At 39.4% G+C, this 22,111-nt stretch carries 23 protein-coding genes, 1 pseudogene and 1 riboswitch; of the genes and pseudogenes, 15 read left to right on the top strand and 9 right to left on the bottom strand.

Translation table 11 applies throughout. The features are described 5' to 3' along the window. Positions 1–86: 86 nt before the first annotated feature. Together B806_RS0102575 and B806_RS0102570 are read left to right on the top strand one after the other, a co-directional pair. Complete coding sequence (locus B806_RS0102575) at positions 87–431, top strand: hypothetical protein (protein ID WP_017398750.1); 345 nt, start codon at positions 87–89, stop codon at positions 429–431. 143 nt (positions 432–574) lie between these two features. Beyond that, positions 575–913, top strand: a complete 339-nt coding sequence (locus B806_RS0102570; RefSeq protein WP_017402574.1) for a tRNA-binding protein — start codon at positions 575–577, stop codon at positions 911–913. Between the two features lies 1 nt (position 914). Here B806_RS0102570 and lnt read toward each other — a convergent pair whose 3' ends face one another. Beyond that, positions 915–2,474, bottom strand: coding sequence for an apolipoprotein N-acyltransferase (gene lnt, locus B806_RS0102565; protein WP_017402573.1), 1,560 nt, complete (start codon positions 2,472–2,474; stop codon positions 915–917). Then, complete coding sequence (locus B806_RS0102560; RefSeq protein WP_001154809.1) at positions 2,471–3,310, bottom strand: CBS domain-containing protein; 840 nt, start codon at positions 3,308–3,310, stop codon at positions 2,471–2,473. Before B806_RS0102560 ends, lnt begins: the two co-directional genes overlap by 4 nt. Positions 3,311–3,494: 184 nt before the next feature. On the opposite strand from B806_RS0102560, the gene tusA reads away from it, so the two are divergent. Further along, on the top strand, positions 3,495–3,752 hold the full coding sequence (gene tusA, locus B806_RS0102555; RefSeq protein WP_002053527.1) for a sulfurtransferase TusA: 258 nt from the start codon (positions 3,495–3,497) through the stop codon (positions 3,750–3,752). Positions 3,753–3,803: 51 nt separating this feature from the next. Here tusA and B806_RS0102550 read toward each other — a convergent pair whose 3' ends face one another. Further along, positions 3,804–5,654: an AAA family ATPase gene (locus tag B806_RS0102550; protein ID WP_017402572.1), complete on the bottom strand. Its 1,851-nt coding sequence runs from the start codon at positions 5,652–5,654 to the stop codon at positions 3,804–3,806. A gap of 69 nt (positions 5,655–5,723) precedes the next feature. Next, positions 5,724–7,436: an electron transfer flavoprotein-ubiquinone oxidoreductase gene (locus B806_RS0102545; RefSeq protein ID WP_005804177.1), complete on the bottom strand. Its 1,713-nt coding sequence runs from the start codon at positions 7,434–7,436 to the stop codon at positions 5,724–5,726. A 187-nt stretch (positions 7,437–7,623) separates the two neighbouring features. Between B806_RS0102545 and B806_RS0102540 the strand changes: the two genes are divergently transcribed. The 5 genes from B806_RS0102540 to B806_RS0102520 all read left to right on the top strand — a co-directional run bounded on the left by B806_RS0102540 (position 7,624) and on the right by B806_RS0102520 (position 12,027). After that, a complete protein-coding gene (locus tag B806_RS0102540; RefSeq protein ID WP_017402571.1) occupies positions 7,624–8,235 on the top strand; it encodes a DUF1285 domain-containing protein in 612 nt (203 codons plus the stop codon). Positions 8,236–8,281: 46 nt separating this feature from the next. Further along, positions 8,282–9,148, top strand: a complete 867-nt coding sequence (murI, locus tag B806_RS0102535) for a glutamate racemase (RefSeq protein ID WP_005804179.1) — start codon at positions 8,282–8,284, stop codon at positions 9,146–9,148. A 116-nt stretch (positions 9,149–9,264) separates the two neighbouring features. Further along, complete coding sequence (locus tag B806_RS0102530) at positions 9,265–10,269, top strand: DUF4062 domain-containing protein (protein ID WP_017385665.1); 1,005 nt, start codon at positions 9,265–9,267, stop codon at positions 10,267–10,269. A 73-nt stretch (positions 10,270–10,342) separates the two neighbouring features. Next, positions 10,343–11,359, top strand: a complete 1,017-nt coding sequence (gene hemH, locus B806_RS0102525) for a ferrochelatase (RefSeq protein WP_017385666.1) — start codon at positions 10,343–10,345, stop codon at positions 11,357–11,359. A gap of 23 nt (positions 11,360–11,382) precedes the next feature. Further along, positions 11,383–12,027 carry an MBL fold metallo-hydrolase gene (locus B806_RS0102520; RefSeq protein ID WP_017385667.1) on the top strand — a complete coding sequence of 215 codons (645 nt, stop codon included), beginning with the start codon at positions 11,383–11,385 and terminating at the stop codon, positions 12,025–12,027. On the opposite strand, the gene B806_RS0102515 is transcribed toward B806_RS0102520, so the two are convergent. Beyond that, positions 12,024–12,218 carry a DNA gyrase inhibitor YacG gene (locus B806_RS0102515; RefSeq protein WP_002114956.1) on the bottom strand — a complete coding sequence of 65 codons (195 nt, stop codon included), beginning with the start codon at positions 12,216–12,218 and terminating at the stop codon, positions 12,024–12,026. The two genes, B806_RS0102520 and B806_RS0102515, sit on opposite strands and share 4 nt — an antisense overlap. An 87-nt stretch (positions 12,219–12,305) precedes the next feature. On the opposite strand from B806_RS0102515, the gene B806_RS0102510 reads away from it, so the two are divergent. From B806_RS0102510 to B806_RS19110, 5 genes and pseudogenes are all read left to right on the top strand, one after another. After that, complete coding sequence (locus tag B806_RS0102510; RefSeq protein ID WP_079380909.1) at positions 12,306–12,944, top strand: SAM-dependent methyltransferase; 639 nt, start codon at positions 12,306–12,308, stop codon at positions 12,942–12,944. Continuing rightward, entirely contained in the window at positions 12,934–14,139 is a 1,206-nt protein-coding gene (locus B806_RS0102505) for a TIGR03862 family flavoprotein (RefSeq protein WP_017385669.1), read from the top strand. Before B806_RS0102510 ends, B806_RS0102505 begins: the two co-directional genes overlap by 11 nt. 78 nt (positions 14,140–14,217) lie before the next feature. Beyond that, the gene (locus tag B806_RS0102500) at positions 14,218–14,628 is read left to right on the top strand and encodes a GFA family protein (protein ID WP_017385670.1); all 411 of its coding nucleotides are present in this window, start codon (positions 14,218–14,220) and stop codon (positions 14,626–14,628) included. Between the two features lie 45 nt (positions 14,629–14,673). Next, positions 14,674–14,740: riboswitch (Fluoride riboswitch) on the top strand. A gap of 124 nt (positions 14,741–14,864) precedes the next feature. Further along, positions 14,865–15,245, top strand: coding sequence for a fluoride efflux transporter CrcB (gene crcB / locus B806_RS0102495; protein ID WP_017385671.1), 381 nt, complete (start codon positions 14,865–14,867; stop codon positions 15,243–15,245). A gap of 166 nt (positions 15,246–15,411) precedes the next feature. Beyond that, positions 15,412–15,539 (top strand): annotated as a pseudogene (locus B806_RS19110) (hypothetical protein). 158 nt (positions 15,540–15,697) lie between these two features. Here B806_RS19110 and B806_RS0102490 read toward each other — a convergent pair. The 3 genes from B806_RS0102490 to B806_RS0102480 form a co-directional block, all read right to left on the bottom strand. After that, positions 15,698–16,030: a HopJ type III effector protein gene (locus B806_RS0102490; protein WP_002114866.1), complete on the bottom strand. Its 333-nt coding sequence runs from the start codon at positions 16,028–16,030 to the stop codon at positions 15,698–15,700. Between the two features lie 249 nt (positions 16,031–16,279). Then, complete coding sequence (locus tag B806_RS0102485; RefSeq protein ID WP_002114896.1) at positions 16,280–16,534, bottom strand: type B 50S ribosomal protein L31; 255 nt, start codon at positions 16,532–16,534, stop codon at positions 16,280–16,282. A gap of 101 nt (positions 16,535–16,635) precedes the next feature. Beyond that, positions 16,636–17,934 (bottom strand): AarF/ABC1/UbiB kinase family protein, encoded by a 1,299-nt coding sequence (locus tag B806_RS0102480; RefSeq protein WP_017385672.1) that lies wholly within the window; start codon positions 17,932–17,934, stop codon positions 16,636–16,638. Positions 17,935–18,190: 256 nt separating this feature from the next. On the opposite strand from B806_RS0102480, the gene B806_RS0102475 reads away from it, so the two are divergent. Further along, positions 18,191–19,438 carry an SfnB family sulfur acquisition oxidoreductase gene (locus B806_RS0102475; protein WP_017385673.1) on the top strand — a complete coding sequence of 416 codons (1,248 nt, stop codon included), beginning with the start codon at positions 18,191–18,193 and terminating at the stop codon, positions 19,436–19,438. 32 nt (positions 19,439–19,470) lie between these two features. Then, on the top strand, positions 19,471–20,721 hold the full coding sequence (locus B806_RS0102470) for an acyl-CoA dehydrogenase family protein (RefSeq protein WP_005301987.1): 1,251 nt from the start codon (positions 19,471–19,473) through the stop codon (positions 20,719–20,721). A 33-nt stretch (positions 20,722–20,754) separates the two neighbouring features. Here the strand turns inward: B806_RS0102470 and abeM are convergent, their stop codons facing one another. Continuing rightward, positions 20,755–22,101: a multidrug efflux MATE transporter AbeM gene (abeM, locus tag B806_RS0102465; RefSeq protein WP_017385674.1), complete on the bottom strand. Its 1,347-nt coding sequence runs from the start codon at positions 22,099–22,101 to the stop codon at positions 20,755–20,757. Between the last annotated feature and the right edge of the window lie 10 nt (positions 22,102–22,111).

The raw sequence follows: 22,111 nt of genomic DNA, 5'->3' as shown, positions 1-22,111 counted from the left end.
ATGTAGAGAAAAATAAGCTATATATTTAAATAAAAGCTTTGCATAATAAATAAAAAGCACTTTATTCAATTAAAAGGAGAGATTAAATGAAAGCATTTCTCATATTAGATGAACTGACTCAGTTTCATTGGGTAATGCTCAAGTCTGTCCTATTGATTTTGGGTTTATTGCCGATTGCTGAGGTTTCATTAAAGTTATGGCTGAGTACAGAGGGAAGTAGCCAAATCATGATTGGTTTCTTCGCATTAAGTATTGTGAGCGCATGGTTAATGGTGAGCTTCTTTACTGCATTAAAAGCGAGCGTCTGGCAAGCTAAACAAATCTCTACTCAATATGAGCAATTTCTTTTTAAAGCTTACCGTTATGTACCCATGGTTTTTTTATCGAGTTTAGTTGCTTATTTATCTTTGCAATTATCGATCACTTTTTAATAATATTTTAAAACCAAATTTTAGATAAAACGTAGACTAAACATCTACGTTTTATTTTTTAACTGGACTTAAAACAGGATGTTTCTTCATTTGTACATATTATATGCTTCAAATCAGCAATTTAAGAACATGAGAAATATGAAATGGAACAAATCGATTGGAATGATTTTTTAAAAGTAGAGCTTCGCGTTGGTAAAATTATTCAAGCCGAGGTTTTTGAAAAGGCACGTAAACCTGCTTATATTTTGCATGTAGATTTTGGTGAAGAGTTGGGAGTGCGTAAATCAAGTGCACAAATTACCAAGCTCTATCAGCCACAAGATTTGTTGGGTAAATTAGTCGTTGCTGTAGTGAATTTCCCTAAAAAACAAATAGGGCCTATTCAGTCAGAATGTTTGGTGACAGGATTTCATAATGCAGATGGTGATGTTGCACTTTGTATCCCAGAGTTTGAAGTGCCTCTGGGTACAAAGTTATTGTAAATTAGCGACGAGATTTAAAAGAAACGTCAACTTTACGCGGACGATAAACCCAACCTAAAATCAGCAGTAAGACCGCGAATCCTAAAATTGGATAATCACCTAAACGGTTATAAAGAGTTTGGCCTTGCATGGCTGGTAAATCACCTCTCAAGACAAACTCTTTATCGATTGGTGCTTGTTCAGTGATATGACCATTTTGATCAATAAACGCTGTTACACCTGTGTTGGTTGCACGAATAAACCAGCGGCCATTTTCTTTCGCCCGCATCTGCACCATTTGTAAATGTTGCCAAGGCCCAGCAGTACCCGTAAACCAAGCATCATTCGATACAGTCACCAAGAAGTCGCTATCTTCTGCATTACGTCTTGTCAGGTTGGGGTAAGCCACTTCATAACAAATTGCAGCAGCAAGTGCATGCCCTTTAATTAAGAGGGGCTTCTGGTCACTCTCACCACGTGTAAAACCGCTCATGCTGATATCATTTTGCATGGCTGGTAACACCCAAGAGAGTAAACCTGAAAGCGGAATATATTCACCAAACGGCACAAGACGCTGCTTTTTATAAAGGCCGCTTGAATCGCTGCCAGACGCCATAATACTGTTGTAATACAGAGGACTGCCGACTTGATGTGATTTTGCAACATCCCAATAAGGAATACCGGTTACCCAAGCAGTATGGTTCTTTTTCGCTTGTGCATCCATGGCATCCAAAAACGGTTCAATATCGGTTTGGAAGAGTGGAATTGAAGACTCAGGCCATACAATGAGGTCACGGCCCCATTCAGATTGAGTTAAACCTGCATAAATTTCTAATGTTCTAACTTGATATTCGGTTAGCCATTTTAAATCTTGTGGAATGTTACCTTGAATAAGCGAAACACTAAGCGGTTTAGCCGCTTTAGGTTGTACAAACTGAATATATGATGCTCCCCATGCACCTAAAACTAATAGGGCAGAAGGAATAACCCAGAAAATACGCTTACGTAGAACTTCAACTAAAGCGCACGCTAATACAATAACGACAAAGGAAATTGCATAAATACCAAATAGCGGTGCATAACCATCGAGTAAACGTTCAGTAAAAGCATAACCTACAAACAGCCAAGGGAAACCGGTAAATACCCAAGTTTTAGCCCACTCAAAAATAATCCAGAGAGGGGCGAAAGTCAGCGGTGTTTCAGGAAAGAAGCGTCGATAAATCCATGTCTGAAATGCTGTAAATAAGCCCATTACAAGGGCCATAACCGCAATCATACATACGCTTAGAAAAGCATTGGTATCGCCATATACATGGATCGACGTATAGAGCCAGAAAGCCCCTACAAACCATAAACCAAAACCATAACTCCAGCCAATTGCAAATGCTTGTTTGGCTGAGCGGTTATGCAATGTCGCATAGAGTAGGGCAGGAGACAAAATTGCCAGCCACCACCAATAATAAGGTGCCAGTGCAAAACTGAACACGGCACCTGAAAATAAAGCAATGAGCAATGGAAAAATTAAAGGAAGCTGTTTTTGTTGTTGCGAAGAATCTAACAGCTTTTCAAAGTATGCTCTCATTGACGTACAGCTCGAATCAGATGAATAGTGCGGGCATCTGCTTCAACAATCGTAAATAACCAATTTCCAAGCTCAACAGTCTGACCTTGTAAATCACTAACTAGACCAATTTCTTGAAGCAATAAACCGCCGACAGTTTCTACTTCATCGTCAGAAAAATCAGCATCTAAAACAGTGTTGAAATGTTCAATTGGTGTAAGTGCCTGCACCATCCATGCATTCGCTATCGTATGGTCGTTATCTGGAACAATGTACTGTGCATCTTCATCCGCAGTATCATGTTCGTCTTCAATTTCACCAACGATCTCTTCAAGAATATCTTCAAGCGTGACCAGTCCCGCTGTTGATCCATATTCATCAATCACAATCGCGATATGGGTCTGGGTATGTTTGAGCATACGAAGAACTTGATCTGAACGTGCGCTTTCAGGCACAAATAATGGCTGGCGCATAAGCGAGCCAATATCTAATTTAGTATTTGGTTCAGTCAAAAATGGTAGTAAATCTTTTGCCAGTAAAATACCAACAACATTATCAGGTTGGTCAGCTGAGAAAACTGGAAAACGTGAGTGAGCAGACTCAACCAATACGTGAAGAATATCAAGTAACTGATCATCTTCTTGCATACTGATCATTGCTGTTCGTGGCGTCATGACTTCACGAATTTTTGTAGCAGGAAGGTCAAGAACACCTTCAAGCATGGCAACAGTATCAGGTTCTAAAAAACGACGTGAATTTTGGACTAGTTTTAATAATTCATCTCGGGTTTCTGGCGCTGTACCTAACCACTTTCGTAAGCCTCGCATTCCCCACGACGGACTCGGTTCCTCTTGCATGATCTTTCCTAAAGACTCAATGTATCAAATGAATACACTGATCATACCGAAGAAAAAGCCCTTATGCATCTATAAAACAAAGTAAAAGACAAAACACATATTGTTATGTAAACACCAGTTACAGTTCATTAGACAGTGATGGGTTTATGCTAAAATGTGAAAATTCTATTTGTTCGAGTTTGTTATGTCAGAACAACCTATTTCACCTACTGTACAACTTAATACACGTGGTTTACGTTGTCCGGAACCTGTCATGATGTTGCATCAAGCCATTCGTAAATCTAAATCTGGAGACGTGGTTGAGGTCTTCGCAACAGACAATTCGACTTCGTGGGATATTCCTAAATTTTGTATGCACTTGGGTCACGAATTGCTTTTGCAAGAAGAACGCTTAGATGAAAATGGTCATAAAGAATTTCATTATCTGGTGAAGAAAGGGTAATCACTGTATTGAACGCATAAAAAATCCCTACGTGGAGCAGGGATTCCGTTTTTAAGAGTTTTGGATTCGTTGAAATGTTTCTCGGAAGTTTACTGGGATGAGTTCTGGACAATCTTCATAAACTCTATTTATGATTTCTAATTTTAAAGCCTCTTCTTTTCCACGTTTCAATGAATGTAATTCAGGTATAACTTGCAAGATTTTGGTTTCTAGTTCATGCCCCTGATGGTGTGTAAACCATTGTGGCGTTTTAATGATTAAACCATTATTAAGTTCAATTGAGGTGAGGTTATTGTCTGCGGTTGTAAATTGGGAGGAGATTTTAGTTAATATCCAATCATGAATAGTGTTTAGTGTATCTGAACAAGATGAATCTAAATCACGGAAATTATATTCAACCTCATTGTACGGCCCATTTTTTGTTATTAATATTAATAATCCAATAAATAAAGGATTTAGTAAACAGTTTTCTATGCTGTATTGGTTATTTAAAGCGTTAACTATAATTCCTTCTTCAGTTTCTTTATTGTGTAAATCCCAATCAATAATTCCGAAACAGCTTTTATTGCCATGGCGACGCATAGTCTGAGTAATATGTTTTACTTGAGAACAATTAGCTACAGGCTCACCATTTCTATCTGTTCTTGAATCCCCTGAAGAAATAAAATTCAGTGAAATTTCTTTATTTAACTGCGGACTTAAAATTTTATAAATTGCATCGTAATATTTGACATCGAAAGGACTCTCAACGAAAACTTGTTTTCGATTCTCATAATTTATACTTAAAGATGGAACGCCTGCTGTCAAAACTGATAACGCTTCGTCTTTACTGCATTTTCTTATTCGTTGTTCTGAATTTTCAACAACAAAAATATCTTGTTCATCGGCTAATGCAACTGTACTCGGAGAATGAGTTGTAATAATTACTTTAATTCCTAAGTCTTTTACAAAAACATTTTTTAGAATATTTAAGTATTGTTTAGTCATAGATGGATGAAGTGAAGCATCTGTCTCATCAAGTAAAATTAAATTTGGTATTTGATTTAGATAATCCTTATTATAAAGTGCGAATGCTAAAGATATCAGAATTTTTTCTCCCGATGATAGTTCAGATATTTGTACACTATCACCGGTGCTTTTCTTTATAAATTTAGGTTGATATGTGATGTTTGGATCATAATCATTTGGGACCTCAAACATATAGTCTAATGTTGCTGTTTTTATAATATTATTAATAATCTCCCAAGGAGGATTGCCATTCACTTGTATAAACTCATCCTCTTGCAGAAAATCAATACTTTTCCCTTTGCGTTCACTTCGAAATTGATTAAATTCATTCTTAAAAATTAAGTTCTGGTATGTTCTAAATATTTGAGAGAAATTGTGAGTAAATAGTTCATTTACTTGAGGACGATAATTTCTAGGAAAATTATTTTTAAAAAAATCAAAATCATTTCTTTTGTCTGGTGAGATATTTTTAATAAATTCTCTCAGTTTTTCAAAAGTAATAGGGAGTACTGGCTGATGTCCAGCTCTTTCATTATTATACTGTTGATATATTTCATATGATTCAGGAAATTGTCCAAACTCTGATAAATAATTTAACAATAGTGAATATGCAGGAAATAATTGGTGATGCAATTCGAAATCTTCTATTTCATCAAATGAATGTCGCTCTATTGGATGAATATCATTAGGTGTAAGTAATTTATCAATGTATTTGATTTGATGAAATTGAATAATTTGATCAGCAACTGTAATTTTTGCTAATTGACCTTGAATTAATGCTTGAAGTACTTGCGTCTTTCCAACACCATTGATACCAGTCAAAATAACAAAATTTGGTAACTCAATTTCAAATGGTTTTAAAGACTTATATTTTGTTTCCAGTTTATATTTCATAATTATCAATAATAAAAAATCCTCTAAAATAATCAATTATTTTAGAGGATTATGCAAGTTACCTAAGTATTACATATTAGGATAATTCGGACCACCACCACCTTCAGGCGTTACCCATGTGATGTTTTGAGATGGGTCTTTAATATCACAGGTCTTACAGTGAACACAGTTCGCTGCGTTAATCTGGAAGCGTTTAGAACCATCATCATTTTCCATGATTTCGTAAACACCAGCTGGGCAGTAGCGCTGTGCAGGCTCATCCCATTTTGGTAAGTTCACATTCACTGGAATTGAAGGATCAGTAAGCTTCAAGTGAGCTGGCTGGTTTTCTTCATGTACAGTGTTTGAGATAAATACTGAAGATAAACGGTCAAATGTAAGTTTGCCATCCGGTTTTGGATAGTTTGGCTTAAAGCTTGTTGCATCAACAGTTTTCAATGCAGCAAAGTCTTGCTTCAAGTCATGTAAAGTGAATGGCACTTTAAAGACATTCTGGTCGATAAAGTTAAATGCACCACCCATCCATTGACCAAATTTATGCATTGCTGGGCCAAAGTTACGAGAGTTATAAAGCTCTTCTTTTAACCAGCTGTTGTTAAATTTGTCAGTGTATGAAGTCAATTCTTTAACGAATAAATCTTCGCCTTCAGTAACACGTGCAATCGCAAGATCACCGCCTTTTTCTACACCCGCAGCAATCGCTTCAAATACAGCTTCACCACATAACATGCCTGATTTCATAGCAGTGTGTGAGCCTTTGATTTTTGCAAAGTTTAAGAAACCTGCATCATCACCAATCAAGCAACCGCCCGGGAAAGTTAATTTAGGAAGAGAGTTGAAACCGCCTTTCACTACCGCACGTGCGCCGTAAGAAATACGTTTACCACCTTCTAAATACTGTTTAATTAGTGGGTGAGTTTTCCAGCGCTGCATTTCCATAAATGGATACATGTGTGGATTTTCATAAGACAAGTCCACAATCATGCCCAAAGTAACTTGGTTGTTTTCAGCATGGTATAACCACCAGCCACCTGAAGAAGCTGTTTCTGCTAAAGGCCAACCTGCACCGTGCATGACTAAGCCCGGTTTATGTTTTGCTGGGTCAATTTCCCAAAGCTCTTTAATCCCGATACCGTAGTGCTGAGGATCAGCATCTTTATCGAGGTTGTATTTCGCAATTAGGCGTTTACCTAGGTGACCACGGCAACCTTCAGCAAAGAGGGTGTATTTAGCGTGAAGCTCATAACCGGGAGTAAAGTTATGCGTTGGTTCGCCGTCTTTACCAATACCCATGTCACCAGTTTGAATACCTTTTACAGTACCGTCTTCATGGTAAAGTACTTCAGATGCAGCAAAGCCAGGGAAGATAGATACTTCTAGCTCTTCAGCTTTTTGCCCTAACCAGCGAACTACGTTACCTAAAGAGATCACATAGTTACCATCGTTATGCATGGTTTTAGGAACCATCCAGTGAGGTACTTCTTTAGAAGTGGTGTCTGAAAGTAAGAAGAATGTTTTGTCTTCAGTTACAGGGACATTAAGAGGCGCGCCTTCATCTTTCCAGTTCGGGAAAAGTTCATTGATGGCACGTGGCTCAAGCACAGCACCAGACAAGATATGCGCACCTACTTCAGAGCCTTTTTCAACTACACAAACAGAAAGATCGGGTAAGTTTTTTTCAATCGCTAATTGACGGATCTTAATCGCAGCAGATAGACCTGCAGGTCCTGCACCTACGATGACAACGTCAAACTCCATCGATTCACGTTCGATGTGTTCCATGTAGGACTCCTCAATACTTAAAGGTGGCAACCGTCATATTCAGATAATTCGGTGCTGCCGTGAGTGTTTTAATCCATAGGCGCAAATATGCTATTGTGCCTTTTATCGTTTGGGCTAGTATAGTTTTAAACCATGATCTAGCCAATTGGCTGAGTCGTAACATTTTTTCGTCAGCAAGGCATAAACTATGGTAAATCAAAATAATTCACCATCGGATATGGGAAAAATACCGTTATCTGATGATAAAAACTTAATGAACATTGCACAATACTTAAAAGGTGTACAGCAAAGTCACAAAAGGTCAATTCCACCTTTAGAGCAGTGGCATCCAAAGCATTGCGGCAAAATGGATTTGACGGTGAAATCCAATGGAGAATGGTGGCACGAAGGTCAATTAATCAAGCGCCAAGCTCTATTAGATCTGTTTACCAAAGTCCTATGGAAAGAAGAGGGTAAATTCTACCTGAAAACCCCTGTAGAACAAATTGAAATCGAAGTTGAAGATGAACCTTTATTGGTCAATCAGGCAGATCAGGTCGAAATTTCAGGTGATCAGTTTTTACAACTGACCACCACCAACCAAGATGTAATTTTGGTTGATGCAGAGCATCCTATTTTTATGCGTGAATATGCAGGAGAGTTGCGTCCTTATGTGCATGTCCGTTTTGGGATTAATGCGCTGATTCAACGTCAGGCTTTCTATCATTTGGTGAACTATGGAACACTGATTGAAAACGATAAAGGTGAAACCATTTTAGAGCTAAAAAGTGGTAATTTGCTCTTGCAATTAGGCACTTGAGGTTTAAGCTTTAGGGAGTGAAATTTTCTGACACTTCAGTACAGCTATGACCGCCATACAACCTTTATTTTCCGAGCTAGAACCTATGCCTAAAGCATCAGCAGATGCCCCAATTGGTATTTTTGATTCGGGAATTGGAGGGATGTCAGTTGCAGCAGAAATTGCTAAATATTTACCCAATGAGCGTATTGTGTATTATGCAGATACAGCCTATGTTCCGTATGGTCCTCGCTCGGATGAAGAAATCAGAGAACTCACGGCTCGAGCAGTCGATTGGCTATATCGTCAAGGTTGTAAAATTGCAGTCGTAGCCTGCAATACGGCTTCCGCATTTAGCCTTGATCATTTGCGTGAGCATTATGGAGAACACTTTCCAATTGTAGGATTGGTTCCAGCATTAAAACCTGCTGTATTACAGACTCGTTCTAAAGTGGTTGCTGTCTTGGCAACGCCTGCTACTTTTCGCGGCCAGCTTATTAAAGATGTAGTCGAGAAGTTTGCTGTTCCGGCTGGCGTTAAGGTGATGACTTTAACTAGCCTTGAACTTGTTCCCTGTGTAGAGGCAGGTCAGCAAATGGGTGAGGCATGTTTAAAGGCATTAAAAGAAGTTTTACAGCCCGCCGCTGAACAAGGTGCCGACTATTTAGTGCTCGGTTGCACGCATTATCCTTTCTTAAATCAAGCAATTCATCATCTTTTTGATAATCAATTCACACTGGTTGATTCTGGATTGGCAGTTGCCCGACAAACAGCCCGTATTTTAATAAAAAATGAGTTATTATGTGACCAAATAGGTCAGAATGTTGCACGTATTGAATGTTATGTCAGCGGTAATAATGCTGAGGCACTGCAACCTGTTTTACAACATATGATTCCACAAGAGTTAACTTGGACACTTCATAATCTGAACTGATCTTTTAGCATCATTTAGAAAATAGTGTTTTTTAGATTTATTATTTTATTTGGGGCGGTTCATGATCTTGGCTGATATTAAGTCACGGACAGATCATGGGGCGAAAGGGTATTGTTATGCTCGATACACGCTATCAGATTTTTATTTCAACATCCGGCCGCGATATGCAGCCAGAGCGGATGATTCTGTCTCAAACCTTGGTAGGGATGGGTTTCTTTGCTTGGGGATTAGAACAACGAACACCCCTAACCACTACGCTTGCACGTCGACAAATTGATGAATGTGATTATGTAATCCTACTTTTAGGTAGCCAGTATGGAGAGCAGTCGATTTCTGGTGTGAGTTATTTATCTTTAGAATATGAATATGCGTTAAGTCAGGCTAAACCTATTATTGTATTCATGCATGAGCAGCCCGAAAGTCGTGATATGCATTTACAAGAAACACATCCACAGCTTAAAGATAAATTTCTCGCATTTAGAAAAAGGTTATTACTTGATGCGAATCATATTTTTTACTTTAAAACTCCACGTGAACTAGAGTTGGCTGTCCGTTTAAATATGCCTTTAATAGTTGAACAGCATATGGGACAAGGTTGGGTTCCTGCTCATCAGGCTCATCACTTAGAAGATGAAATTAAGTTATTAAAAAATAAAATTTTACAGTTAGAACAGCAATTAACAGAGTCATCAGCTCAAGTAAATGAGGTTGCTCCTCAAGATGTTTTTGCATTTGAATATCAAATTCAAGCATTTCAGGATGGCAATTTTAAAGAGCTGAAACGACAACGACAAATGACTTGGTCCCAGCTGTTAAGTATATTAGCAAAGCAGTTTGAAACAGCGACACCAGAAGAGAATTTTGGGATATGTTTAAATGAATATTTAAATCAGGTTGGCCTAGAAGATGCTCGTCAGGAGTTACCTCGCGCTCATGCTGTTGCCTGCGCTCAGATTAACCATAAGGCATTGTTTAGGATCAAAAAGCAAATGCAGTCACAGGGCTGGATTGTTCCAACTCAGATTGAACAATCCTATAGCTTATGGAAAGTCACAGCTAAAGCTCAAAAGTTATTACTTAGCTATAAATGGAGCCATCGGGGTACTCGATTAAAAGCTTAGAGCGATTCAATTTATATATGACAATAAAAGCTGTTACATTAATGCCATAAGATGAACTGAAAGGCATTTACACATGTCGTTTGAACAAAAACCGAAAGTTACTGTCATTTTAGCGAATTTAGGTACACCGGATGAGGCGACTGTGCCTGCGGTACGCCGTTTTTTAAAGCAGTTTTTATCTGATTCACGTGTAATTGAAATACCGAAATTCATTTGGTGGATTATTTTAAATCTGTTTGTTTTACCTTTTCGCCCAAAAAGGGTAGCACATGCCTATGCTTCGGTATGGTCAAAAGATTCGCCCATGCGTGAAATTGTGTTTGAGCAAACTCAACGTATCCAGGCTTATTTGCAGCGAGAAAATAATCAGTTTGATTTAACCGTGGTACCGGCGATGACCTACGGTAATCCAGGTATTGACGCAGTTTTAGAAAAACTGGCGACTAACCCGCAAGAGCATGTCATTTTATTGCCTTTATTTCCTCAATATTCAGCCACCTCTACAGCACCGCTATACGATGCATTTGCCAAGTGGATTCCAGCCCAGCGAAACTTGCCGGGTCTAACAATTATTAAAGACTACTATCAGCATCCAATGTTTATTCAGGCATTGGCAGAAAGTGTTTTAGCTTATCAAGAGCAACATGGTAAGCCTGAAAAACTGTTGATGTCATTTCATGGTATTCCACAGCCTTATGCAGACAAAGGCGATCCTTATGCAGACCGTTGTCGCATCACAGCAAAGTTAGTCGCTGAAGCTTTGCATTTAAAAGATGATGAATGGGCGATTAGCTTCCAGTCACGTTTTGGGAAACAAGAGTGGGTTAAACCATATACAGACCAACTTTTACAAGATTGGGCGAAGCAAGGCATTAAGTCAGTACAGGTATTAAGCCCAGCTTTTTCTGCTGACTGCTTGGAAACACTTGAAGAGTTAGCTATACAAAATGCTGAGTTGTTTCAAGAGGCGGGTGGTGGTAGCTATGCTTATATTCCTGCTTTAAATAGCGATCAAGCCCATATTGATTTGCTTGCAGGGTTAGTTCAGGCTAATCTTGATGCCCTTACCTATACCTTAGCCCACCGTTAATTGCGTTTTAGCCAGAGGTTCTTATGCTGCAAGTCAAAATTGTTCCAGTTACTGCATTTGCCCAAAATTGTTCTCTTGTTTGGGACAGTGAAACAAAAGAAGCAGTTTTGATTGATGCGGGTGGTGACGCTTCGGTTTTGAAAAAAGAAGTTGAAGCCTTAGGGTTAAAGGTGAAAGCTCTTTGGCTCACTCATGGGCATTTAGACCATGCTGGAGCGGTGGGTGAACTTGCCAAAGAATGGAGCGTTCCAGTTATTGGGCCACATAAAGAAGATCAGTTTTGGCTAGATATGATTCAGGAAGTTTCAGCACGTTATGGCTTTCCAATTCCACAGCCTGTTAAAGTCGATCAATGGCTTGAAGGCGGTGAAGTGCTAAAACTGGGTGAAGATGAGTTTGAGGTACGTTTTGCGCCGGGTCATACACCAGGGCATGTTATTTTCTATAATAAAAATCATGGCTTGCTTTGGACTGGTGATGTCTTGTTTAAAGGCTCAATTGGCAGAACAGACTTTCCGCGTGGAAACCATGATCAGTTGATTGAATCGATTAAACGAGAGTGTTTTAGTTTGCCAGATGATACTCAGTTTATTTCGGGACATGGTCCAATGAGTACCATTGGCTATGAAAAACAATTTAACCCGTTTGTCGCGGGTAAAGCAGGTTAATCTTCGTAATCATCTTCATTTTGACTACCCTTGTTATGCTGAGGCGCATCTTGGGTAGGCAGTCTATATTCATCATTTGCCCACGCACCTAAATCAATTAATTTACAGCGTTCAGAGCAAAATGGACGAAATTCATTGCCTTCCCAAACACTTGGTTCACCACAACGTGGGCAGGGGAATGTACGTGGCATAAAGCGATATCCTCAAAGTGAAGAGAAATAGATTAGGCAAAAGTCAGGTGACTTGTTAGACTTATGCCGATTTTTATTTAGTTTGATGTGATTATGCAGATTCGTCAATTTCAAGCACAACGTATGCAAGCGCCTCGCGATTTTACCCCAATTGAAAATACGCCGATTTGTGTAGAAATTGGAGCGGGCAAGGGTAAACATGCTTTGCTTTTTAGCGGGCTACAGCCGCAGCACACATTGTATGCAATTGAACGAACCCGAGAAAAATTCTTGGCAATGCAAAAACAGCACGGTCTGGAACCAAGAGATAATTTAATTCCTGTACATGCAGATGCTTTGCCTTGGGTGGTACATGCACTACATCCTGCTCAAGTTGAACATTTCTTTATTCTCTATCCAAACCCAGAACCCCATAATCCAGCACAGCGCTGGTTGAATATGCCATTTTTTGAGTTCTTATTGTCACGCCTACACACGGGTGGAACCATTACTTTGGCAAGTAATATCCCTGAATATATTGAAGAAGCAGAACAACAGTTAATTAATGTCTGGAAACTGCCTTATCAAAAAGAAAAAATTGCTCAAACATCTGCACGTACTCATTTTGAAATTAAGTATTTGGAACGTGGAGAACTTTGCCAACAGCTTGTGATCACTAAACCTGAAGGTTACAGCACACGTTTTGATGAGTTTGCCCCATTACAAGGTCAAGTGCATGGCGAATAAGCGGGTTGCCATTATTGGTGCAGGTCCGGCTGGTTTAATGGCAGCTGAGGTACTGAGCCAATATGCTTATGATATTGATGTATACGAGCAAAAGCCTTCAGCTGCGCGTAAGTTTCTCATGGCAGGTAAAACGGGGTTAAATATCTCGCATGCCGAACCTTTAGTTCAGTTTATTGAGCGCTATGACCATGCAGAATGGCTTAAACCATGGGTTGAAAAATGGGATGCAGTCTGGATTCAAAGCTGGATGAAAAATCTGGGAATAGAATCCTACGTTGGCACCTCAGGTCGCATTTTTCCTGTCGAAATGAAAGCGGCCCCTCTGTTACGTGCTTGGCTAAAACGCTTAGCAGAACAGCAAGTTAAATTCTTTTATCGTCATCGTTGTATTAATTTGCAAGGCACAACGGTAACTTTGGAAAATCAAAATAATCAAAAATTTGAAATTTTTACCCAGCAATACGATGCGGTAATATTGGCTTGTGGTGCTGTGTCTTGGTCACAATTAGGTAGTGATGGTGCATGGCAGCAATGGATGGATCAATCCAATATTGAACCTTTCCAGCCAAGTAATGCAGGTGTACTTCACACTTGGTCAGCTTTTATGGAAAGCTGTTTTGGTGAACCTTTAAAACGTATCAATGCATGGGTTGATCCTAGCCAGATTACTCATGGCGATATTGTGATTACTCACTATGGTTTAGAAAGTGGTGTTATTTATAAACTCGGACGTGCTTTACGAGAGCAGCAAAAACAAGGGCAAAGCTTAAATTTATTTTTAGATTTATTGCCTGATGTAGAGTTGTCACAGTTAGTTAAAAAATTACAAGTTAGCAAAAAACAATCGCTCACCAATATCTGGCGTAAAGCAGGCTTAGACACAGCCAAGATTAACTTAATCAGAGAAGTGGTCGATAAAGCACTATGGAACCAACCAGAGGCTATGGCTCAGCAGATCAAAGCGCTCCAAATTAAGCTAGAAGGGTTTAGACCCATTGAAGAAGCGATTAGCTGTGCTGGTGGTGTTAAGCAGAATGCACTAACTGAAAGCTTAGAGCTTAAACAAACTTCAGGTGTATTCTGTTGTGGTGAAATGCTGGATTGGGATGCTCCTACAGGTGGATATTTACTTACAGCATGCTTTGTTACAGGGCGAGCGGCTGGTGAAGGTGTGCATTTTTTTTTAGAAAAATAACAGGATAATTTGGTGCTATTTTTGATATGTGAAAAGTGTTATTTTTGAGCGATCAATAATAATAGGATTTACGAGAACATGTCTCAAGCATCACCAGTTTATCAAGGAAGTTGTTTGTGCCAAGGTATTCGCTATGAAATTAAAGGCGATATCGGGGATATTATTCAATGTCATTGTCAACGCTGCCGAAAATCCAATGGAACAGCATTTGCAACAAATGCTCCTGTTAAAAGTACAGATTTTAAAATTACCCAAGGTGAAAACCTTGTCAAAAAATTTGCTGTGAACGGTGTGTACCGTTGGTTTTGTAGCGAATGTGGTTCACCGCTTATTAGCTCGCGTGATGCTCAGCCTGAACTGTATCGTTTAAGAATTGGGACCCTTGATACACTATTAGACAAAAAGCCGACAATGCATATTTTTGCTGCTTCTAAGGCAGAATGGGAAAGTATTTGTGACGATTTACCACAATTTGCTGAACGCCCATGATTTTAAAAAGTATGTTTAAATCAAATTCAAGATGATCTAATATACTTAAAACAGGGAGATGGCATTCCTCCCTTGAAAAACCGCCGTATTGGCTAATGATGCCTACGTTACCCTCATGTATTTATATCGCTGGGTACGTAGGTTATTACGTACTCTGCTTATTTTTGGAGTACGCTGTGTCATATTTCCCTTCATTATTTTTTGCTCTTTTAGCGTCTATCTAAAGGGGTGGTCCTATGTATTACTCTCTACTTTCAATTGCTTTAGGCTCAGTTCTAGGGGCATGGTTGCGTTGGTTTTTAGGTTTAAAACTCAACCCGATTTACCCGCAAATTCCGCTCGGTACTGTCACTGTTAATTTGGTCGGTGGTTTTATTATTGGTTTTGCAATTGCCTATTTTGCTCAAAGTGATTTAAGTCCGAACTATAAGCTTCTTGTGATTACTGGTTTTTGTGGTGCTTTAACTACCTTTTCAACGTTCTCGATAGAGATCGTCACTTTATTACAAAGTGGTAAGTTGGGTATGGCGATGTTGGGGATTTCCATCCATTTAATTGGATCGTTAATTTTTACGTGTTTGGGTTTGGCGGCTTATCATTGGCTGGCGGGTAACTGATTATTCAGGTGTGTAAGCACCGAAATATATTGCACGGCCTCCGTTTTACGATGTTCTCTCATACCATTTGTGTAGGCCTACCTTACTTTTGAAAGATCAAAAGTAAGCAAAAATCTTTTGTTTCGCTGATGCCACATCCATGTAGCACAGCAAAACTGCGGCATCCATGCCGCTTGTCACGATAGTAAATGATGAATTAAAAATTCTGATTTATTTTGGGATTTGATACGCGTTAAAGTCATCAACAGCCTGACTGAAATTAGCTATATATTGTTTTTGCAAGATATGGGATAAGTGCAAACAGATAACAGGTTCTGTTGATGAAAATGGTTTTGCCTACTTTTCCCAAAAGAAAAGTAGGTCGAGCCGAAGGCTAATCTAGATATAGAACGTCACTAAAAAAACTCTGTTGTGACAATCTTCTAATTTAAGACATTACTTACTAGCACTTATTATTTTTCAGTTAAAGCCTGACCTTCAAACTTCACACCATCCCAACCATTTTGCATAAACTGACGAATATTTTGATGATCAGTTCCTTCTGGGGTAGCTAATACAGATGCGTAGTGTTCTGCAAATAAACTTAAAGTTTGTGCTTGGTCTAAACCTTGTAACTTGGCAAAAGAGAAAACTTTTGCACTGCCTTGATTTTCAGTAGCAGCGTTATGCTGTGCACCATTTTGAAAAGCCGTTGGAGTATGTTGGTAACGTGCTTCAATATGAGCTAAAACGTCTGAAAATTTTGCTGTGCCTGCTTGTAATTGGGCAAGTAACTCTTGTGCCATAATCTTAAACTTCCTATCAAATGGGGCTTAAGCATAGCATTGAATACATGCTTTGAAAGCTTGGCAATTATAAAAATTGAGGAGTTATTGAAAAAAATCAGAAGTGTTTTTAGACAACTTGTGGATAAATTTTCTTTTATACACAGTTTATAAATGATGAAAAATACACATAAAAAAAGAAGCCTAAGTGGAGGAGATAGTCTTAGGCTTCCAATGATTTAAGTGTATTGGTCAAATCTTAACGCAAGATTAACTCTTACGATTAAAGCGAGCGAAACGTTTATTGAAGCTTGCTACACGGCCTTCGTTACTTGCTTGACGTACTTCACCTGTGTAGAAAGGGTGTGATGCACTTGAAATATCAAGAGTGACATAAGGGTAGACTTTCCCTTGATACTCTTTGGTTTGTTTAGACTGAAGAGTACTACCAATTAAGAAGTACACGTCTGCATTGGTGTCATGAAATAACACTTGTTGATAAGCAGGATGAATATCTTTACGCATGAGAGATTGTCCTAAATTATTTTTGATTAAAGAAATGTTATAACATAACAATTAAAAAGTCAATGTAACCCATAAAAGGCTACACTGATCAGTAAATTAAGTTAGTTAGAAGGTGGAACAAGCTCTTCAAATAGATCGTTTAGATTGTCATGAACTTTTAAGTGAATCAGGTTCCAGTAATGTCCTGAAATGGTTCTGTTGACCATTAAAGTATCTGGTGATGGTTTAAAGACATCCCAATACTTCAAAGATTTTTTCACAAGTAACATGCCATCATGATGTGATGAGTTCTCTGCAAAATTATAAGTGGTGGTAAGCGGACGTAATAATACTTCAATCCAGAGTTTATATAGATCACTCGGGAATTTGCCTTTTTCAGCAAGTGAATGTAGTTCAAATAATTCTGTTTCGATTAGCTCAATATTTTCATGGCGAGCTGCATTTACTAAGCGTTTAAAGTGCTGCACGATTTCATTTGAGAGCGTTTTAACACTGCCATAGTCATAAATAATGACACTGCCATCTTGGCGGAAAGCAAAGTTACCCGGATGAGGGTCACAGTGGAAACGTTTTAAAAAGAACATTTCCTGACCTAAAGCACGAATCAAGCGGCGTCCAATGGTATTTCGAATTTCGATAGGCCAAGCGCTGGCAGTTTCAATGCTGTCACCTTGTTCGAGACTCAAGGTTAAAATACGTCTTGAAGAGTAATCTTTATAAACAGTCGGGATGATAATTTTGTCATCTAATTGGCTATGAAATGTTTTGAAAACTTCAAGGTTTTGAGCCTCGATTTCATAGTTAAGCTCTGCTGACAGACTATCTTGAATCTCTGCAAAAAGCTGATCTTGTAGCTTTTTATCAATTTTAAGTACACCCATTAAGCGAAGGGCTAAACGTACTTGTTTTAAGTCACTTTCACAGGCTTCATCAACACCGGGATATTGAACTTTAACCACAACTTGTTCGCCACTTGGCAGAACAGCTTTGTGAACTTGCCCAATCGATGCAGCAGCAAAAGGTTCTTGATCAAAAGATTTAAAGGCAATATTCAGCGGTTTTCCAAGCTCACGTTCAACTTGTTGCTGAATAGAAGCAAACGGCATAGGGGGAGCTTGGCGTTGTAACTTAGAAATTGCTTTAGCGACCTCGGGTGGGAAGATATCTTTATATTGTGATGCAATTTGGCCAACCTTCATGACGGCACCTTTCATTTCGCCTAAGGTGTCGGCAATTTGCAAACCAATATCCTGAAATAGCTTAGTTTTTGAAGCCAGCTTTTGCTCTTCGTCTGCGGTCAAGTTTCGAATCGAGTTAGAAACGGTTTTCGTTGCAATGCTCGCGGTCATTCCTGCAAGTTTCATAAATCGTTTGCCGGGTGAACTTGCATTCTTTGCCATATCTTCGATACCTCATTGACTACAACATAATATTGCCTAGTTTTGATCATAGGTGACAAAGCTTAAAAAGCCTATATGAAATTGTTTATCTCATGTAAGAAAATTTTCGAAAAACAAAATGTTATTTTTATAGTAAAAAATATGAAAAGCTTGTGAAAATCCATTTCATAAACAAAGCTTTAATATCTATAAAGTGTCTGTTTTTTTGGTGCTAATGTGAATGGCAAGTTAAATAAAAATAGAGATAACAAAAGTTATGACAAGTTTAAGTTCAGCTCATGGGCGGTCTCAGGCGGTTCCTTTATCTGTGTTTGAGCAGTCAAAAGATGCGCATATTATTCGTTCTGATGAAGAAGCAATTGAGCTTGCCAAACAACTTGCTCAAGAGTTTGCACAAGAAGCATCTGAGCGAGACAGAGAGCGCCGTTTACCTTTAAACGAAATTCAACAGTTCTCACAAAGTGGCTTATGGGCTATTACGGTTCCCAAGCAATTTGGTGGTGTCCAAGTTAAATATCGAACCTTGGCTGAGGTCATCAAAACAATTGCGAGTGTTGATCCATCTCTTGCACAGCTTCCCCAAAACCATTTAGCTTTTATTGAACATTTACGCCTTGATGCAGGCCCAGAACAACAACAGTTTTTCTTTAACTTAGTGTTGAGGGGGATTCGTTTTGGCAATGCCTTTTCAGAAAAGCATAGCAAAACGGTGGCTGACCTCACTACCACATTACGAAAGACCGAGCACGGTTATGAAATTAATGGCAAGAAGTTTTTTGCAACAGGTGCATTGCTGGCACATTGGGTTCCAATTGTCGCTGTAAATGAACAGGGGCAGCCTTACGCAGCATTAGTTCCTCGGGAAACTTCAGGGGTGAATATTATTAATGACTGGTCTGGTTTCGGACAAAGAACCACAGCCAGTGGTACCGTTGAACTTAATCAGGTTCCAGTACGTGAAGAATATCTAATTCCGATTTATCAGGCTTTCGAACGTCCTACTCCAGCAGGTGCAATTTCACAATTTATTCAAGCTGCTGTTGATGCTGGTATTGCGCGTGGTGCAATTGAAGAAACAATTCACTATGTCAAAAATTATAGCCGCGCATGGGTCGACTCAGATTTGGAAAAAGCCAGCGATGACCCTTACACAATTGCAAATATTGGTGATTTAAAAATTAAGCTGCGTGCAGCAGAAGCGGTATTAGATTTAGCAGGAGATGCGATCGATCAGGCGATTGCCGACACGACAGAAGAGCATGTAAACCAAGCGACATTACTGGTTGCTGAAGCAAAAGTACTCACTACAGAAGTTGCGATTTTAGCAGCGAATAAGCTTTTTGAGTTGTCGGGAACACGGTCAACCTTGTCTGAGCTTAATCTGGACCGCCATTGGCGTAATGCGCGTACTCATACCTTGCATGATCCAGTGCGTTGGAAATATCACATTGTCGGTAATTACTACCTCAATGGCATCCATCCACCTCGTCATGCATGGAGCTAAAGTGAAGAAAAAATAAGATTAGGAGAATAAATATGACGATTACCCAAATTGAATTAGAAGAACTGTCTGTAGGCGCCGATTATGAAAAGGTAGCAAGTAGATTTCGCCCAGTTTTTGAAAAAATTGCCCAAGGTGCAATTCAGCGAGAAAAAGAACGAATATTGCCTTTTGAACCGATTCAGTGGTTAAAAGAACTCAAATTAGGTGCGGTACGTGTACCTGTTAAATATGGTGGAGATGGGGTGTCATTGCCACAACTTTTCCAGCTTTTAGCAGAACTGGCGCAAGCGGACTCGAATATTGTGCAAGCTTTGCGTGGGCACTTTGCTTTTGTTGAAGACCGTTTAGTTGCTCATAAAGAGCACTCACAAGAGGTTTGGTTTCAGCGTTTTGTACAAGGTGATTTAGTTGGGAATGCATGGACTGAAGTTGGAAATGTGCAAATCGGTGATGTCGTTACACGAGTAACCAAAGATGCTTCGGGCAACTTGGTAGTGAATGGTGAAAAGTACTATTCAACCGGAAGTATCTTTGCAGACTGGATCGATTTATTTGCTTACGATGAAGTAAATGACCGCCACGTGATTGCTGCTATTTATCGCCATGAAACGGGCGTGAGTGTGATTGATGATTGGGATGGCTTTGGTCAAAAGACAACGGGTAGCGGTACTTTAAAAGTACATCAGGTTCACTTGCCGGCTTCGCACCTTATTCCATTTGACCAGCGTTTTAAATATCAAACTGCTTTTTATCAAGTCGTCCATCTTGCAACTTTAACGGGTATTGCACATGCGGCAGTAGAAACTTTTAGTCAAGAAATACGAGAGCGAAAGCGTATTTTTAGTCATGGTAATGGTGACCTTGTTCGTCACGACCCACAAGTTTTACAGGTGGTGGGTAAAGCCTCTGCTCAAGCTTATGGAAGTCTAGCAATTACGATTAAAACAGCTGAAGCATTGCAGAAGGCTTATGAAAGTCACTTTAGTGAGTTAGAGGTAAAAGAACATCAGTTTAACGTAGATGCAGAGCTTGAGTCGGCGCAAGGGCAGGTGGTGATTTCTAACCTAGTGCTTGATTTAACCAGCCAATTATTTAATGCTTTGGGCGCGTCAGCAAGTAGTCAGGTCAAACAACTCGACCGTTTCTGGCGTAATGCACGAACGGTCTCTTCACATAATCCGCTCATCTATAAAGAAAAGGTGATTGGAGATTGGGAAGTTAACCGGACCGATTTGCCCTTTGTCTGGCAAATTGGAGCAAGCCCGCGGGCAAAGTCTGCATAAAATAAAAAAGCCGATGTTTCATCGGCTTTTTTATTAAGTTTGACTTAAACGTTTGGTATTTAAATAAAGCCGTGAGAGCAATAAAACACAGGCAATACTTAAACCAATAATCAAACCTAGCCAAACACCAGCTACACCCCAATGGGTATAACGTGCTAAATAAAGTCCGATAGGGAACGCAATCACCCAATATGCCATAAGCGTAATCCACATCGGTGCTTGCGTATCTTGCATCCCTCTTAAACAGCCTGCGGCACTGACTTGTAATGCATCCATCAACTGATAACCCATTGCAAACCAGAGTAAATACATGGCAACAGGAACCACATCTATATCTTGAGTATAAACCGAGACAATTTGTTCACGTCCTAGAGCAATAAAAGACATGGTCAATAAGGCAAAAAATATTGCCGTGCTTAGACCAATCTTTTGGACTTGGTACATCGAAGCCCAGTTCTTTTCACCATAATAGGTTCCCACACGAATAGTTAAGGCAATCGCGAGTGAAAGCGGAATCATAAACAGCACAGAGGTGACTGAAATTGCGACTTGATGTGCTGCAATAAACACTTCACCTAGTGGGCTAAGCACCAATGCGCCAGTACTAAAAATACTGACTTCAAAGAACACGGCTAAACCGATTGGTAAGCCAAGCTGTAAAATTCTTTTAACCCAAGTCAGGTTAATTTTATCGAATCTGCTAAAAATAGACGTGTTACGGTAAGCCGAAGCTTTATAAATATAGCCAGCTAAAGTAATTAGCATGAGCCACTGTAAAATGGAGGTTGCAAAACCACAGCCTGCGCTACCTAATGCAGGTATTGGTCCTAATCCATGCATAAAAATCATATTAAGAGGAATCAAAACCACTAAGGCCAGTAAGCTAATGACCGTTACAGGACGTGGATGGCCTAAAGCCTCAGAATAACCGCGTAGGGCTGCGTACATGGTCACAGCTGGCATGCCTAAACCAATCGCATGTAAAAATAAACTTGCTTTAGGCTGTAAGCTTTCTGGTACGCCAAACACATGTAAGAAAAACGGCATAAGCTGCAAAATGAGCATAGCCATTACGCCTAAAATGATGGCGACCCATAAGGATTGACGAACAATGACAGGAATTTGTTCTGTATTTCTTGCGCCCTTTGCTTCAGCGACCAAAGGTGTAGTTGCAATCATAATGCCACTGAACAGGAGCATGACTGGGATCCATAAGCCCACACCTACCGCAATTGCTGCTAAATCGGTTGCAGATAAATGCCCAGCCATAATAGTGTCAATTAACCCAAATCCCGCTTGAGCAAACTGGGTAATTAAAATCGGTAGCATTAAGTGGAAGAGTTGTTTTAATTCAGACCGAAAAGATGTGACATTCGACACAAAAGGTACT

The organism is Acinetobacter sp. TG2027 (assembly GCF_000302435.1).
Lineage (GTDB): Bacteria > Pseudomonadota > Gammaproteobacteria > Pseudomonadales > Moraxellaceae > Acinetobacter > Acinetobacter pittii.
This window is presented reverse-complemented; position numbering and strand designations above follow the sequence as displayed.

Coding starts and splice junctions, on each gene's coding strand:
- B806_RS0102480 (WP_017385672.1), bottom strand. CDS start 17,934: ATGGCAAAGAATGCAAGTTCACCCGGCAAACGATTTATGAAACTTGCA.
- B806_RS0102500 (WP_017385670.1), top strand. CDS start 14,218: ATGTCTCAAGCATCACCAGTTTATCAAGGAAGTTGTTTGTGCCAAGGT.
- hemH (WP_017385666.1), top strand. CDS start 10,343: ATGTCGTTTGAACAAAAACCGAAAGTTACTGTCATTTTAGCGAATTTA.
- B806_RS0102560 (WP_001154809.1), bottom strand. CDS start 3,310: ATGCAAGAGGAACCGAGTCCGTCGTGGGGAATGCGAGGCTTACGAAAG.
- lnt (WP_017402573.1), bottom strand. CDS start 2,474: ATGAGAGCATACTTTGAAAAGCTGTTAGATTCTTCGCAACAACAAAAA.
- B806_RS0102475 (WP_017385673.1), top strand. CDS start 18,191: ATGACAAGTTTAAGTTCAGCTCATGGGCGGTCTCAGGCGGTTCCTTTA.
- B806_RS0102485 (WP_002114896.1), bottom strand. CDS start 16,534: ATGCGTAAAGATATTCATCCTGCTTATCAACAAGTGTTATTTCATGAC.
- B806_RS0102545 (WP_005804177.1), bottom strand. CDS start 7,436: ATGGAACACATCGAACGTGAATCGATGGAGTTTGACGTTGTCATCGTA.
- B806_RS0102575 (WP_017398750.1), top strand. CDS start 87: ATGAAAGCATTTCTCATATTAGATGAACTGACTCAGTTTCATTGGGTA.
- crcB (WP_017385671.1), top strand. CDS start 14,865: ATGTATTACTCTCTACTTTCAATTGCTTTAGGCTCAGTTCTAGGGGCA.
- B806_RS0102515 (WP_002114956.1), bottom strand. CDS start 12,218: ATGCCACGTACATTCCCCTGCCCACGTTGTGGTGAACCAAGTGTTTGG.
- B806_RS0102530 (WP_017385665.1), top strand. CDS start 9,265: ATGCTCGATACACGCTATCAGATTTTTATTTCAACATCCGGCCGCGAT.
- B806_RS0102570 (WP_017402574.1), top strand. CDS start 575: ATGGAACAAATCGATTGGAATGATTTTTTAAAAGTAGAGCTTCGCGTT.
- B806_RS0102490 (WP_002114866.1), bottom strand. CDS start 16,030: ATGGCACAAGAGTTACTTGCCCAATTACAAGCAGGCACAGCAAAATTT.
- B806_RS0102505 (WP_017385669.1), top strand. CDS start 12,934: ATGGCGAATAAGCGGGTTGCCATTATTGGTGCAGGTCCGGCTGGTTTA.
- tusA (WP_002053527.1), top strand. CDS start 3,495: ATGTCAGAACAACCTATTTCACCTACTGTACAACTTAATACACGTGGT.
- murI (WP_005804179.1), top strand. CDS start 8,282: ATGACCGCCATACAACCTTTATTTTCCGAGCTAGAACCTATGCCTAAA.
- B806_RS0102520 (WP_017385667.1), top strand. CDS start 11,383: ATGCTGCAAGTCAAAATTGTTCCAGTTACTGCATTTGCCCAAAATTGT.
- B806_RS0102540 (WP_017402571.1), top strand. CDS start 7,624: ATGGTAAATCAAAATAATTCACCATCGGATATGGGAAAAATACCGTTA.
- B806_RS0102550 (WP_017402572.1), bottom strand. CDS start 5,654: ATGAAATATAAACTGGAAACAAAATATAAGTCTTTAAAACCATTTGAA.
- B806_RS0102470 (WP_005301987.1), top strand. CDS start 19,471: ATGACGATTACCCAAATTGAATTAGAAGAACTGTCTGTAGGCGCCGAT.